The 13,458-nt window shown below is 70.6% G+C and carries 14 protein-coding genes; 10 read left to right on the forward strand and 4 right to left on the reverse strand.

All coding sequences use genetic code 11. The features are described from left to right. Position 1 precedes the first annotated feature (1 nt). From SD37_RS25740 to SD37_RS25765, 6 genes are all read left to right on the forward strand, one after another. Positions 2–1,003: a branched-chain amino acid ABC transporter permease gene (locus SD37_RS25740; RefSeq protein ID WP_044851173.1), complete on the forward strand. Its 1,002-nt coding sequence runs from the start codon at positions 2–4 to the stop codon at positions 1,001–1,003. After that, positions 1,000–2,319 (forward strand): ABC transporter substrate-binding protein, encoded by a 1,320-nt coding sequence (locus SD37_RS25745; protein WP_044851174.1) that lies wholly within the window; start codon positions 1,000–1,002, stop codon positions 2,317–2,319. The genes SD37_RS25740 and SD37_RS25745 overlap by 4 nt, the downstream gene beginning before the upstream one ends. A 227-nt stretch (positions 2,320–2,546) precedes the next feature. Then, entirely contained in the window at positions 2,547–3,218 is a 672-nt protein-coding gene (locus SD37_RS25750) for a GAF and ANTAR domain-containing protein (RefSeq protein WP_145926969.1), read from the forward strand. Positions 3,219–3,346: 128 nt separating this feature from the next. After that, positions 3,347–3,802 (forward strand): DUF6292 family protein, encoded by a 456-nt coding sequence (locus tag SD37_RS25755; RefSeq protein WP_044851242.1) that lies wholly within the window; start codon positions 3,347–3,349, stop codon positions 3,800–3,802. After that, on the forward strand, positions 3,795–4,028 hold the full coding sequence (locus SD37_RS25760; protein ID WP_044851176.1) for a hypothetical protein: 234 nt from the start codon (positions 3,795–3,797) through the stop codon (positions 4,026–4,028). The genes SD37_RS25755 and SD37_RS25760 overlap by 8 nt, the downstream gene beginning before the upstream one ends. Positions 4,029–4,140: 112 nt before the next feature. Then, positions 4,141–4,863, forward strand: a complete 723-nt coding sequence (locus tag SD37_RS25765; protein ID WP_052674911.1) for a GAF and ANTAR domain-containing protein — start codon at positions 4,141–4,143, stop codon at positions 4,861–4,863. 52 nt (positions 4,864–4,915) lie between these two features. On the opposite strand, the gene fahA is transcribed toward SD37_RS25765, so the two are convergent. The 3 genes from fahA to SD37_RS25780 form a co-directional block, all read right to left on the reverse strand. Next, positions 4,916–6,091, reverse strand: coding sequence for a fumarylacetoacetase (gene fahA / locus SD37_RS25770; protein WP_044851177.1), 1,176 nt, complete (start codon positions 6,089–6,091; stop codon positions 4,916–4,918). Beyond that, entirely contained in the window at positions 6,088–6,933 is an 846-nt protein-coding gene (locus SD37_RS25775; protein ID WP_044851178.1) for a hypothetical protein, read from the reverse strand. The genes fahA and SD37_RS25775 overlap by 4 nt, the downstream gene beginning before the upstream one ends. Positions 6,934–7,037: 104 nt before the next feature. Next, the gene (locus tag SD37_RS25780) at positions 7,038–7,571 is read right to left on the reverse strand and encodes a MarR family winged helix-turn-helix transcriptional regulator (RefSeq protein WP_044851179.1); all 534 of its coding nucleotides are present in this window, start codon (positions 7,569–7,571) and stop codon (positions 7,038–7,040) included. A 373-nt stretch (positions 7,572–7,944) separates the two neighbouring features. On the opposite strand from SD37_RS25780, the gene SD37_RS25785 reads away from it, so the two are divergent. From SD37_RS25785 to SD37_RS25795, 3 genes are read left to right on the forward strand one after another with little or no spacing between them, the layout of a single operon-like run. Continuing rightward, a complete protein-coding gene (locus SD37_RS25785) occupies positions 7,945–8,559 on the forward strand; it encodes a DUF1989 domain-containing protein (RefSeq protein WP_044851180.1) in 615 nt (204 codons plus the stop codon). Continuing rightward, on the forward strand, positions 8,556–9,683 hold the full coding sequence (locus SD37_RS25790) for an oxidoreductase (RefSeq protein WP_044851181.1): 1,128 nt from the start codon (positions 8,556–8,558) through the stop codon (positions 9,681–9,683). Before SD37_RS25785 ends, SD37_RS25790 begins: the two co-directional genes overlap by 4 nt. Further along, positions 9,680–10,549 carry a polysaccharide deacetylase family protein gene (locus SD37_RS25795; RefSeq protein ID WP_044851182.1) on the forward strand — a complete coding sequence of 290 codons (870 nt, stop codon included), beginning with the start codon at positions 9,680–9,682 and terminating at the stop codon, positions 10,547–10,549. The genes SD37_RS25790 and SD37_RS25795 overlap by 4 nt, the downstream gene beginning before the upstream one ends. On the opposite strand, the gene SD37_RS25800 is transcribed toward SD37_RS25795, so the two are convergent. Beyond that, entirely contained in the window at positions 10,537–12,102 is a 1,566-nt protein-coding gene (locus tag SD37_RS25800; RefSeq protein WP_044851183.1) for a PucR family transcriptional regulator, read from the reverse strand. The genes SD37_RS25795 and SD37_RS25800 overlap by 13 nt on opposite strands. A 118-nt stretch (positions 12,103–12,220) precedes the next feature. On the opposite strand from SD37_RS25800, the gene SD37_RS25805 reads away from it, so the two are divergent. Further along, the gene (locus tag SD37_RS25805; RefSeq protein WP_044851184.1) at positions 12,221–13,435 is read left to right on the forward strand and encodes a serine/threonine-protein kinase; all 1,215 of its coding nucleotides are present in this window, start codon (positions 12,221–12,223) and stop codon (positions 13,433–13,435) included. Positions 13,436–13,458 lie beyond the last annotated feature (23 nt).

Consider the following 13,458-nt stretch of genomic DNA (forward strand, 5'->3'; position numbering starts at 1 on the left):
CATGCCGCGCAGGTCACTGCTGCTCGCCCTCGCCGCACTGGTCGTCGTCGTTCTCGTGCTGGAGAACACCGGCCCGTTCCTCAACGCGCAGTTCACCGCGATGGCGTACTTCGCGATCGCCGCGGGCGGATTGACCGTCCTCACCGGACTGAACGGACAGCTTTCCCTCGGCCACGGCGCGCTCATGGCGGTCGGCGCGTACTCGGCCGCGTTGCTGCTGAAGACGGCGGCCTTGCCACTACCGGTGGTCCTGCTGCTGGCCGTCGGGGTCACGCTGGCCGTCGGCACGCTGGTCGGCGTCGCCGCGGCCCGGCTGCACGGGCCGTATCTCGCCGGCGCGACGCTCGCGCTCGCCGTCGCCGTCCCCGGCATCCCCTTGTTCTTCGGCGGAACACTCGGCGGGGAGCAGGGCCTGCCGGTCCGGATGCCGGAGATCCCCGGCTGGCTGGCGGACGCCGCGTACTTCGCCACCGGCCAGGACCTCACGCCGATCCGGTATCTCGCCTACGTTTCCTGGTTCGCCGTGATCCTCGTGTTCGTCCTGCTGGCGAACCTCTCCCGTGGCCGCGTCGGCCGCAACTGGCGCGCGGTGCGCGACGGGGACGTGGCCGCCGAACTGGCCGGGATCGACCTCGGCCGCACCCGGGTGCAGGCCTTCGTGGTCAGCTCGGGCTGCGCGGGACTCGCCGGGGCGCTGATGGCGTTGTCCGCGCGGCTGGCGGCGCCGAGCGGATTCGCGCTGACGTTGTCGCTCCTGCTGGTGTCCGCGGTGGTGCTCGGCGGGCTGGGGAGTCTCACCGGCGCGCTCGCCGGGGCGGCGCTCTTGACATTCCTGCCGCCCTTGGTGACCGGCGCGGGAACGGACCTCGGCCTGTCCGACGTCCAGGCCGCACAGCTGGCGCCGTTGAGCTACGGCCTGGTCACCGTCCTGATCGTGCTGCTCGCACCGGCCGGCCTCACCGGCGGGCTGCGGAAACTCATCCACTGGAGGCGAAGTTCATGAAACGCTGGTCCCGGGCCCTGGCCCTCTTCCTGGCCGTGACGGTCACGACAGCCTGCGGCGCGGGTGGCAGACCCGAGGGCGGGGAGAAGGGCTCGTCCGTCGGCGTCACCGACACCACCGTCAAGATCGGCGCGCATTTCCCGTTGACCGGCGTCGCCGCGCCGGGGTACAGCGAGATCCCCAGCGGCCACCAGGCGTACTACGACTACGTGAACGCGAACGGCGGCATCAACGGCCGCAAGATCGAGTTCGTGGTCAAGGACGACGGGTACAACCCGACGAACACCAGCGCGGTCACCAACGAGCTGGTACTCAAGGAGGAGATCTTCGCGATGGTCGGCGGCCTCGGCACGCCGACGCACAGCGCGGTCGTCGAATTCCTGAACAGCTCGAAGGTCCCGGATCTGTTCGTGTCGTCCGGCTCGCTGCGCTGGGGTGACGACCCGAAGAAGGCGCCGTTCACCTTCGGCTGGCAACCGGACTACGAGATCGAAGGCAAGATCATCGGCGACTGGGTGCGGAAGAACCTGCCGCAGGCCAAGGTCGGCCTGTTCCTCCAGGACGACGACTTCGGCCGCGACGGCGAGAAGGGTGCGCGCCGCTTCCTCGACAAGCAGATCGTGGAGGTCGCGAAGTACTCGCCGGGCAACACCGACGTCGCCCCGCAGATCGCGAAACTCAAGGCCGCGGGCGTGGATCTGGTGCTGGGCTTCACCGTCCCCTCCTACACCGCGCTCTCCCAGCTGGCTTCGTTGAAGATCGGTTTCAAGCCGAAATGGTTCTACAGCAACGTCGGCTCCGACCCGGCCCTCGTCGGCTCGCTGCTCGCGCGGTTCTCCGAAGGCAAGGTCACCCAGGGCGCGTCGCTCATCGACGGCGTCCTCACCACCGAGTACCTGCCGGGTGTGGACGCCCCGGACAGCGCGTGGACGAAGCTGTGGCAGAAGGTCTGGAGCGGGCACGGCAAGGGCGGGGAGCTGACGAACTACCGGATCTACGGGATGGCGCAGGCTTACACCTTCGTCCAGGCCCTGCAGGCGGCCGGGCGGGACCTGACCCGCGAGGGGATCGTCGAGGCGATCCAGCGGTCCGGGAAGACGATGGAAGGGCCGGGCCTGGCGCCGTTCCGCTACACCGGCGAAAGCCATCTGGGCATCTCCGGGATGTCGGTGGTCGAACTCCAGGGCGGGGTGGGCAAGGACCTGACCCCGGTCCTGGTGACCGACATCGGCGAAGCACCCATCGAGGCGAACGACTCGGCGGCAAGCGACGCCCCGCCGCCGAACGGCATACCGGAGGCGAAGGCGGGCAAATAGCGCGAAGGACGCCGGTCGTGCGCGGCCGGCGTCCTTCTCCGGCACCTTGATCAACTTTTGCCGCCCCACTCCGACCAGGGTAAAATCGATGCCGATCCGTTGGGTCCCAGCGGTTTCCATTCCGGCGTGCCGCGAGGCCGCCCGCTTGCTGTCGCCAGAGAAAGGAGCAGCCCGCGGTGGCGCGCCGAGCACCCGGCATCGAGCACCTGGACGAACTGGCCACCACGATGGCCGCGCTGACCAGGACGCTGGAGACCGAATCGGACGAGGCGGTGCTCCTGAACGCCGTCTGCGCCACGGCGGTGCGGGCGGTACCGGGTGCGGACATGGCCAGCATCACCGTGGTCCGCGGGGACAAGGCCGAAACGGCCGCAGGGACGGACCCTCGCGCGTTCGCCGTCGACAGCGTCCAGTACGAGACCGGTGACGGTCCCTGCCTGCGGGCCGCGCGCACCGGCCGGACCGTCCGGCTCTCGGTGGAGGAGGCCCGCGAGTCCTGGCCGCGTTTCACCGCCTCGGCCGAAGAAGCGGGGGTCGGCAGCTACCTCTCCACTCCCCTGGACGTCGACGAACGGCTGACCGGAGCCTTGAACCTCTTCGGCCTCGGCACCCACGGCTTCCGGGACGAAGACTCGCATCTGCTCCGGCTCTACGCCACGGTCGTCGGCTTCGGGCTGCGGAACAGACGCGAGCGCGAGGACGCGCGCACCGTCAACCGGCAACTCGAGACCGCCATCCAGAACCGGGCGGTGATCGAACAGGCCAAGGGCATCCTGATGGCCGTCCACCGGATCACCGCGGAAGAGGCCTTCCGGCGCCTGATCACCGAGTCGCAGCACACCAACACGAAACTCCACGACGTCGCGGCCCGGTTCGTCCGGGGCGCCAGGCTTCCCTGAGAACGACCGACGGGGTTTGGACCGCATGCCGAACGGACATCCTGTCAGTCCGTTGGCGTGAACCTCATCGCCGCGTCAAGCAGCAGGCGCCGTTGTGACGAGGCACTGGACGTGAGGTGGCGATCGGCATGGAAACCTACTTCGGCGAAGCGGCGCTGCTCGGGCTGCATCGCTATGTGCGACGGGTGAGCCGGGAACTGGGCCTGCACGGTGACGCGTTCTGCACGCAGGCGGAGCCGATGGCCGGCGCCTACATCGCCTTGGACCGGCGGCTTCCCGACCGCCCGGATCGGGACGTGGCGCTGGTGTGGAACGAACAGCACGGCTGGGCGCTGGCCGTCGAGACGACCAGCGGCGAGGACCTCATCGTCGTCGGGTACCTTGGCGACGAGTTACTGGCCCCACCGCGGTCGGTGGCCGGATTCGCCAGGGAAATGCTCGCGGGCGAACGCACCCCGCGATTCGTGAATCCGCCGCCGTTCAAGGACGAAGGTGACCTCATGCGCCGGCTCGCCGCTTATCGCGCTCCCGAGTCCGTCCTGGCTTTTTCACCGCGGGTGGAGGACCGTGAGAACGGTGGATGACCCGCACCGGCAGGAAATGGCGAAGGAACTGCTCGAGCGAGTCCGCACCCGCACCGAGGTGAGCCGGGCGATCGGGATCCTCCAGGTCTGGAACGCCTGCGACCGGAGAACGGCGAGTTACGACCTGCGAGACGGCCGGGAGCACCGGGACGACGCCCAGCGGATGATCGCCGTCGTCGACGCCGCCGCCGACGGGAGCTCCGATCCGGACACCCGCTGGGACTGAAACCTCCCCCGGTCCGAGTTCGTTCGCGAGTGCGACAGAGTGGGCCGGGTGCGCGATGATGGACCCGGGGCAGTGTTTACGACCGGGTTCTCAGTGACGGAGGTTGCGGGCGGTGGACGGTCGGCGCCGGGAACGGCTGTGGCGGCTCGTCACCGAACGCGTCTCGGAGCGGGGCTCCGGAATCGGCTGGGTCAGTGTGGTCTGCGCGGTCGCCGTCGAGGCACTCGCCATCGACGGTTCCGCGATCTCCCTGCGCGTGCGGGATAACGACCAGGAGCTGATAGCCGCGGACGGGGACTGGGCGATCTCGCTGGAGGAACTGCAGTACACCGTCGGTGAAGGTCCAGGCGTGGAAGCCTTCGCCTCCGGCGGTCCCGTGCTGGTCAGCGACCTCACCATCGACGAACAACGCTGGCCGGGCTTCGCGGACGCCGCCGCCGGGCAAGGACTCGGCGCGATATTCGCCTTCCCGTTGCAGATCGGCGCGATCGCGCTGGGCACACTGGATCTCTACCGCCGCGCGGCGGGTCCGCTGTCGCCGGAGGAACTGAGCGACGGCCTCGCGCTGGCCGAACTGGCCACGACGGCCCTGCTGACCGACAGCACCGGCGAGGGCGGGCAGAACGCGCTGTGGGCGCGCCCCGACGTCGTCGGCTATTACGACGACGTCAACGTGGCGACGGGGATGCTCGCCACCGAACTGAAGATCAGCCTCGAAGACGCCCTGCTCCGGCTGCGTGCCCATGCCTTCAGCCATCAGCGGCCGGTGACCGAGGTCGCCAAGGCGGTACTCGACCGGCAACTGCGATTCGACTCTCCCCAGGAGCCCTCGTGAGTGGTGATGACGGTTAGAACCGTCATCACCACTCACGAGGCCAGGCAGGGCCTCAGCTCGCCGGCAGCACCCGGCCACGCACCTCGCCGAACCCGATCCGCGCGCCGTCCGCGCCCGGTGCGGATCCGGTGATCACGACCTCGTCCCCATCCAGCAGGAACGTGCGCTCCTCGCCCTTGACCGTGAGCGGTTCCTTGCCGCCCCAGGACAATTCGAGGAACGCGCCGCGCTGATGCTTCTCCGGGCCGGAGATCGTCCCCGAGCCGTACAGGTCTCCCGTACGCGACGACGCGCCGTTGACCGTCAGATGGGCCAGCATCTGGGCAGGCGACCAGTACATCTCGCGGAACGGCGGGCGGGCGACCTCTTCGCCGTTCCATTCGACGACCAGGTCGATGTCGAGGCCCCACGGGGCACTCTCCCGCAGATACGGCAGCGGCTCCGGATCCGTCTGGCCGGGCAGCGGGATCCGGGCGGCTTCGAGGGCCAGGATCGGTACCACCCAAGGGGAAATGGAGGTCGCGAAGCTCTTGCCCAGATGCGGGCCGAGCGGAACGTATTCCCATGCCTGGATGTCGCGGGCCGACCAGTCGTTGAGCAGGACCGCGCCGAAAACGTGGCGGGGGAAGGCATCCGGGGAGATCGGGGTGTTCCGCGGCGTTCCCGCGCCGACGATGAACCCCAGCTCCGCTTCGATGTCCAGGCGGGTACTCGGCCCGAACACCGGCGCCGGGTCGGCCGGGGCCTTGCGCTGACCGCTCGGGCGCACAATGTCCGTACCGGAGACCAGGACCGTGCCGGAGCGTCCGTGATAGCCGACCGGGAGGTGTTTCCAGTTGGGCAGCAACGGTTCCGCGTCGGGGCGGAACAGCCTGCCGACGTTCGACGCGTGGTGCTCGGAAGCGTAGAAGTCGACGTAGTCCGCGACCTCGATCGGCAGGTGCAGGCTCACCTGGGCGACGGGATGCACCGCGCCGTCGGGGATCTCGCCGGAGACCAGCTCGCGGATCCGCTCCCGGACCGCCACCCAGCGGTCGTATCCCTGCGCCATGAACGGGTTCAACGACGGCGCGGCGAACACGTCGTCGCCGAGGGCGGCGGCCAGGTCGACGACCGAGTCCCCGACGCGGACGCCGACGCGCGGCGAGTCACCGTCGATCGAGAAGACGCCGTAGGGCAGGTTGCCGAGGCCGAACAGGGAACCGGCGGGGATGTCGATCGTGGTCATGCCTCTCCTCGGGGCGTTTCGAGCAGGCCGAGGCCGGCCAGCTCGGTCAGGGGGTCGGTGATACTGCAGGTGCCGAACGAGGTGAAACCCGCCCGGGCGGCGGCGACGCGCTCCCCGTCCAGCGCCCGCACCCGCCCGGCGACGACCGCGCCGTCCCGTTCCGCGAGCAGGGTTTCGGGGTCACCGTCGGCGTGGAGGACGGCGTCGGTGGCGAGCAGCAGGTTCAGGAACCCGTGCTGTTCGAAGCCGGTCTCCGGATCGGTGTTGCGCAGCGCGTGGTGGAGCCCGGCGGTGGCCTTGAACGGCACGCCCGCCCCGACCGCCGCCCGGATCGCGGCGGCGAGTTCGGTTTCGTCGGGGTACAGCTCGGCCCGGACGCCGCCGGTGCGGAACTTCGCGCGGTGGCCGGTGCCGGAAAGCGCGGTCAGCAACGGGATCCGCCGCTCGTCGCGCGGGATCTCGACGAACACCGGCGCGGTGGCGGCGGAAATCGCGGCGAGCACCTCGTCCGGCGTCATCCCCGCCGGGACGGCGATCTCCAGGGCTTCGAGTTCCACCGGCAGGGCGGCGACGGCCTTGAGCACACCGTCGAGCTGCTCGGGACCGCCCGGCAGGGTCACCGCGATCGGCAGCGGTGCGGCGCGTTCACTCAGTACGCCGGCAAGGTGGTCGAGCGCGGTGGCGGCGACGACCAGCGGTCCGACGAGGCCGGAGTACCACGCGGAGACGTGCTCGTCGTGTGCCGCGACGGCGTCCGGCAGCGGCGCCGAACCCGGGGGGAACACAGCAGCGTCGTCGCACAGCCCCGCGAAAAGCGGGGGAATCCGTCCGCGGTCCGCCATAGCCGGCCTCCTCGCCGATTTAGTTCATACTTTTACTACCTGACCGGCAGCGTAGTCCGCTCGTCCGGGAGACGGGAAGGGCTGCCGCTCCGCGAGACGGGAACCTAGCGACGGCTGCGGGTGCCGAACTCTTCGCGGCTGGTGATCAGCTTGCCCAGGAGCATCACGAGGATGCGCTGTTCGGTCTCGGTCAGCGCGTTCGTCCAGCCGAATTCGCGCTCGTTGTGCTCGCGGAAGACCGAAACCATCTCCTCGCGGCCCGCCTCGGTGAGCGACAGCTGCACCGAACGACCGTCGCGCTCGTCCGGGACGCGGTCGAGCAGTCCGTCCGCGACCAGCGACTTGACCAGATTCGACACCGCGGCCCGGCTCATCCCGGTCAGCCGGGCGGTGCTCGTCGGTTCGAGCGGCCCGGCGAGCCAGACGACGAACAGCAGCCGGAACGCCGACCACGATCGGCCGCGTGGCCGGTGCACGGCGGCTTCGAGGTCGTAGGTCACCAGGTCCGAGGCGCGGTTGAGGGTCAGCAGCACCTCGGTCGCCAGCTGGTGACGGAAGCCGTACTCCTGCGCGAGCCGCCGGTTCGCCAGCGCCACGAACGACCAGAAGTCCAGTCCGGCCGCGTCCACGTCTTCCATCGCCGAACCCTAGCCCGGCCCGCGAAAGTGGTCAAAGTCGAAACTACTTTGCCTCGCTTCCCCCTCGCCGCGAATGCCTGAAGGTGTGAAGGTGTGAAGGTCGAGTTTCCTCGGCTGAGCCGCGGGAAGGGGGCCTTCACCCGCACCTGTTGTGACTGCTGGTTCCCGCGTGCCACCTGCGGCGATCATCAAGTCCGTGAAGGCCTCCTTGAGGGACTCAGGGTCCCTCAAGGAGGCCTTCACGGACAACGCCCACCGAGGAGGCGACCAAGGCTCCCGGGCGAGGGACAGGTGGAGATCTCTACAATTGGACCGGGAATCCGTGGATGTTCCTCCATGGCGAACCACCCGCCGAGACCGGTTTGCTGGAGGCATGAGCAGAACGGAAGTGCCACCGGGGACCGCGAGGGCCGTCCGGGTGCGGGCGGGAGACCTGGTCCGGGTGATCGACGTCGAGGGAGGCCAGGTCGGCGACGTCTTCGCCTTCACCGACAGCGGGACCGAACCGGCCGAGCACCACAGCGCCGCGCACACCCGCGCCGCGATCGACAGGCTGTTCCCCGCCATCGGCGAGTCCTTCGTGACCGACCGCCGCCGCCCCATCCTGACCCTGGTCGAAGACACCTCCCCCGGCGAGCACGACATGCTCATCCCGGCCTGCGACCCGGCCCGGTACGCCGCGCTGGGGGCTCCCGGTCACCGGTCTTGCGCGGCGAACCTGGCTGAAGCGCTGGACGAGATCGGCCTGTCCTTCACGGGCGCCGTTCCCCAGCCGATCAACGTGTTCATGCGCGTCCCGGTGGGCGAAGACGGCCGGCTGAGCCGGCTCACCGCGTCGTCGCGCCCCGGCGACGCGGTGACGCTACGGGCCGAACTGGACTGCGTCGTCGTGCTTTCCGCCTGCCCGCAGGATCTCGTCCGGATCAGCGCGGGCCGCCTCTCCCCACTCGCCATCGAAACCGTCCACAATGGAGGAACCCGATCATGACCACCACCGTCGACCACGCCCACCCCGCGCTGGCGCCGATCACCCTCGGCGGTCTCGCGCTGCGCAATCGCTACGCCGTCGCGCCCATGTCCCGCGTCTCGGCGCGGCCGGACGGCACCCCCACCGGCGAGATGGCCGACTGCTACGCCGAGTTCGCCCGCGGCGGGTTCGGGCTGGTGTTCGGTGAGGGCACCTATCCCGACACCGCCGCCAGCCAGGGGTATCTCAACCAGCCGGGCCTCGCGAACGACGAGCATGTCGCGGGCTGGCGAGTGGTCACCGCCGGGGTACGCGCGGCGGGCGGGCGGATGATCGCCCAGCTCATGCACGCCGGGGCGATCTCCCAGGGGAATCCGCACCGGGAGCACACCGTCGGCCCGTCGGCCGTCAAGCCCCTCGGGGAGATGATGCGCGCGTACGGCGGTTCCGGACCCTGGCCCGTACCCCGGGAGCTGACCGCGGCCGAGATCGACGACGTCGTCGAGAGCTTCGCCGCCGCGGCCGAACGCGCCCGCCGGGCCGGATTCGACGGCGTCGAGGTGCACGCGGCGAACGGCTACCTGCTCGACCAGTTCCTCACCGACTACACCAACCAGCGCACCGACTCCTACGGCGGACCGGTCGCCAACCGGATCCGGCTGACCGCCAGGGTCGTCTCCGCCGTCGCCAAGGCCGTACCGGATCTGCTGACCGGCGTCCGGCTGTCGCAGACCAAGGTCAACGACTTCACCTACCGCTGGCCCGGCGGCCGCGCCGACGCCGAGGTGATCTTCGCCGCCGTCGCCGAAGCGGGCGCGGACTTCCTGCACATCGCCAGCGAGGGCCGGAACTGGCTGGAGACCGCGAAACTGGCCGACGGCGGCACCATCACCGCCCTCGCCAGGAAGGTCACCGGGCTGCCGGTGATCGCCAACGGCGGGATGCACGACCTCGCCCAGGCACACGAGGTGCTCACCGGCGGGCACGCCGACCTGCTCTCCCTCGGGCACGGCGCGCTGGCCAACCCCGATCTGCCCGCCCGCGTCGCGGCGGCGGAACCGCTCGCCGAATTCGACCGGGCGATGGTCACCCCGGCGGTCACGGTGGCGAACGCGCGCCGGTGGCGGGAGAGTCGGCAGGCGTGACGGAAACAAGCTGGCACGGCGGCGCGGCCGCGGTGGCGACCCTGACCTTCGACGTGGACGCGGAATCCCCGATCCTCGCGCGAGGACGGGGCTACGCCGATCATCTGTCGACCATGTCGCATCAGGCGTACGGGCCCAGGGTCGGGGTGCCGCGCATCCTCGACCTCCTCGGCGAACTGGACGTGCCGACGACGTTCTTCGTGCCGGGCTGGGTCGCCGAACAGCGGCCCGGCCTGGCGGCCGCGATCGTCGAACGCGGGCACGAGGTGGCCCATCACTCCTACAGCCACCGCCCGCCGACCACGATGACCGCCGCCGAACAGCGGGCCGATTTCGAACGCGGCATGGCGGTCTTCGCGAGCCAGGGCATCGAGATCAGCGGGCATCGCGCGGCGGGCTGGGAGTCCACTTGGGACACTCCGGACCTGGTGGCCGGATACGGCCTGAGCTACGACTCGTCGTTGATGGCCGACGATCGCCCCTACCTGATCGAAACCGGGGCGGGCCGGATCGCCGAACTGCCGGTGCACTGGTCGCTCGACGACTGGGAGCAGTACGCGTTCCTTCCCGCGCCCCAGATCGGTTCGGTGATCACCTCCCCGGTGCGGGTGCTGGAGATGTGGCGCGCGGAACTGGACGCGATGCGCCGCCACCGGTGCCTGTTCAACCTGTGCCTGCACCCGTTCCTGTCGGGCAGGCCGGGACGGCTGGCCGCCGTACGGGCGCTGATCGAGTTCGGGCTCGGCCTCGGCGACGTCCGGTTCGCCCGGTGCCGGGACGTGGCGGCCGCGGCGCTGGCCGATCCGGCACTGCCCGCCGAACCGTTGCGGCGCCTGGAAGTGGACCCGGCGGTCTATCCGGACTGAGCCGCCGCCTCCAGTGCGAGGAACAGGTCGACGCGGTCCGCCGTCCGCCCGACATCCCGGCCGGTCAGCTCGGCGACTTTCGCGAGCCGGTTGCGCAGGGTGTTGACGTGCACGTACAGGGCGGCGGCGGTGGCCGCCCACTGGCCGTCGTGGTCGAGGAACGCCCGCAGTGTCGTCTCCAGGTCGCCGTCGCGGGCGCGGTCGTGCTCGCGCAGCGGACCGAGCAGGGCGTCGGCGAAGGCATGGCGCCACTGCTCGTCGTGCGATTCCAGCAGCAACCGGTAACTGCCCAGCTCGGCGAAACTCGCCGCCACCGGGCCGCCGCGCCTGCCGCGGAGCACGCGACAGGCTTCACGGCTGCGCAACAACGGCGTGCGCAGCCCGGCCGCGCCGGAGACGGGATCGGCCAGGCCGACGACCACGCGCCCGCCCCCGGACCGGTGTGCCACCGCCGCCGCCAGCCGGGGTGCGAGCGCGGCGGGGGACCGCGTTCCCGACCGCCAGGACAGCACCGCCACGACGTCCCGGCTGCCCGCCGCCACGACCGCGGGCAACCCGTCCGCCAGCAGGAAATCGGTCACGGCCTCCGCCATCCCCGGCCGGGTCGCGGTGTCGTCGTCACCCGCGAACGCCAGCGCGAAGACCGCGAGCGGCCCGTCCGGGTCGACCCCGAAAGCGCGCAGCCTGCCCGGCACCTCCGCGGCCCGTTGCGCGCCGGAGAGGACCATGTCCAGCAGTTCGACGGCGAACCGCATCTCGATCGCCTGCACCGCCTGATGCCGCGCGACCTCCAGGCTGAGGTACCGGGCGGTCTGCTCCAGCGCGTCCCGCTCCCCCTGGGTCAGCTCGGCCACGGGACGCAGGCAGAGCAGCGCGGCGTCCGCTTCGCCGATCGCGCCGACCGGGAACAGCGCCGCCCGCGTCCCCGCGCCCAGATCGGCTTCCAGCGGTGGTGGATGCCCGGCCAAGGCCTCCGCCGCGGCGCGCAGCTGCCCGGCGTCGAGTACGGCACCGGCCGCCGCCAGCTCCCGGCCCATCCGGTCCACGACCGCCAGCGGCAGCTCGTGCTCCCCGCGAAGGACCGCCAGCACCCCGGAAGCACCGGCGCCCCTCGACAACGCCGAGGTCAGCTCGTCCCCTCGGCGCACCAGCGACATCAGCGCGTGCTGCCTGCCCCTGGCCTGGATCGCCGCCGCGGCGCGGGTGACCGCCGTGAACGGCACCGCCACCGAGATCTCCAGCAGCGGCAGCGAGGCTTCCCGGCACGCCTCGGCGAGCGCAGGCGGCGTGTCGGGCTGCTCGACGCGCAGACCGAAGATGATCCCCGCCGCTCCCGCGCGGACCACGCGCGCGACGAAGTCCGCCGGATCGGTGCGGTCCAGCCACAGGCCGTTGGTCAGCACGACCTCGCGCTCGCGGACGTACGGCGCGGGGTCGGGCAGCTCGGTGTTGTGCACCCACAGCACCTGCTCGTCCAGTGCCCCGTCGCGGCCGGGAACGACCACGCTCAGTTCGAGGTCCGGGTCCGCGACCAGCGCCGCCAGGCTCAGCATGGCTGTGAATATATCCAGCCCGAGGGGTCCTTCATGGATGATCGGCCATTTCATCGGTTTTTCATGCTCGCGAATTAGCGTGCGCTCGAAGGCACTTCGGGATTCGAGGAGACCAACTGTGACGGCTGTTTCACGCACCACCGCCGAGCGCTACACCTTGCTCGAGAAGCTGGGCGACGACGGGGCGGCCGTGCTGTGGCGTGCCGAGGACGGATCCGGCGGCCGCCAGGTCGCGATCAAGGAGCTGCCGCTGCCCGCCGTCGACGAGGCGACCCGTGCGGCGCTCGTGGAACGGCTTCGGCGCGAGGCGATGGCCGGAGTGGATCATCCGTCGGTGGTGCCCGTCCACGAGGTCGTGGTCGCGGACGGGGCGGCCTTCCTCGTGATGGACCTCGTGGAAGCGCGGACCTTGGAGGACTTGACGTCGTCCGGTCCGCTGGAGGCGCGGTTCGTGGCCGAAATCGGCGGAAGGGTGCTCGGCGCGCTCGTCGCCGCGCATACGGCGGGCGTCGTGCACGGGGACGTGCGGCCCGCGAACATCCTGGTGTGCCCCGACGGCGCGGTGAAGCTGACCGGTTTCGGGATCGCCAAGGCCCTCGATCCGGCAGGCACACCGGCCTTCCTCTCCCCCGAAACGATCGCGGGGCACGAAGGCACTCCCCACTCGGATCTCTGGTCGCTCGGCGTGACACTGCTCAGCGCGAGCGAGGGCGGGAATCCCTTCCAGCGGGGGAACGTCGCGGCCACGCTGTACGCCGTCGTCAACGAGCAGCCGTCCTTCACCCGGACATACGGCCCGCTCGCGGACGTCCTCCGGGGGCTGCTGGCGAAGGCCCCGCAAGCACGCATATTGCCGGACCACGCGTTCCCGCTGCTGGCCCAGGCCGTAAGCGGGGTCGAAACCCCAGCGCCCCAGCGGCCAGGGCTGAGGCCGCCCTCGGTGTTCGCGGTCCTGGCAGGGGTGGCCGGCATGGTGCTCGGCTTCGCACTGCTCGCGAACGCGATGCTGGTGCATCAGGCGTACTACTTCTTCGAGTTCGCGCATCTGTCGATCACGGTGGGAGACGCCGGCTTGGTCCTCGCCGGAGTGGCCGCGGTGGCGGGTGGCGCAAGCCTGCTCGTCAGGGTCCGGGCGGGGCAGATCATGCTCAGCGTCTCCGCGCTGCTGACCCTGCTCTCGCTGTGTCTGCTGACCTTCGTGGGCGAGGATCGGATGCACCTCGGCCTTCCGGTTCAGCCGGGTTTCACCATGGATGTCCTCGTTCTCGTCTTCGCCTTCATCGTGGCGGGCGTCGCCTGGTTCGTCCCTGCCAAGCGTCCTGCTGTGGGCTGATCCGCTCACAGCAGAGAAACCGG

It is taken from the genome of Amycolatopsis orientalis, from assembly GCF_000943515.2.
Classification (GTDB): domain Bacteria; phylum Actinomycetota; class Actinomycetes; order Mycobacteriales; family Pseudonocardiaceae; genus Amycolatopsis; species Amycolatopsis orientalis.

Bases quoted from the DNA above. Each gene is read 5' to 3' on its own strand.
- SD37_RS25780 (WP_044851179.1), bottom strand. From the start codon at position 7,571: ATGGAAGACGTGGACGCGGCCGGACTGGACTTCTGGTCGTTCGTGGCG.
- fahA (WP_044851177.1), bottom strand. From the start codon at position 6,091: ATGACCACGATCGACATCCCCGCCGGTTCCCTGTTCGGCCTCGGCAAC.
- SD37_RS25750 (WP_145926969.1), top strand. From the start codon at position 2,547: ATGGCCGCGCTGACCAGGACGCTGGAGACCGAATCGGACGAGGCGGTG.
- SD37_RS25785 (WP_044851180.1), top strand. From the start codon at position 7,945: ATGAGCAGAACGGAAGTGCCACCGGGGACCGCGAGGGCCGTCCGGGTG.
- SD37_RS25740 (WP_044851173.1), top strand. From the start codon at position 2: ATGCCGCGCAGGTCACTGCTGCTCGCCCTCGCCGCACTGGTCGTCGTC.
- SD37_RS25775 (WP_044851178.1), bottom strand. From the start codon at position 6,933: ATGGCGGACCGCGGACGGATTCCCCCGCTTTTCGCGGGGCTGTGCGAC.
- SD37_RS25790 (WP_044851181.1), top strand. From the start codon at position 8,556: ATGACCACCACCGTCGACCACGCCCACCCCGCGCTGGCGCCGATCACC.
- SD37_RS25800 (WP_044851183.1), bottom strand. From the start codon at position 12,102: ATGCTGAGCCTGGCGGCGCTGGTCGCGGACCCGGACCTCGAACTGAGC.
- SD37_RS25755 (WP_044851242.1), top strand. From the start codon at position 3,347: ATGGAAACCTACTTCGGCGAAGCGGCGCTGCTCGGGCTGCATCGCTAT.
- SD37_RS25745 (WP_044851174.1), top strand. From the start codon at position 1,000: ATGAAACGCTGGTCCCGGGCCCTGGCCCTCTTCCTGGCCGTGACGGTC.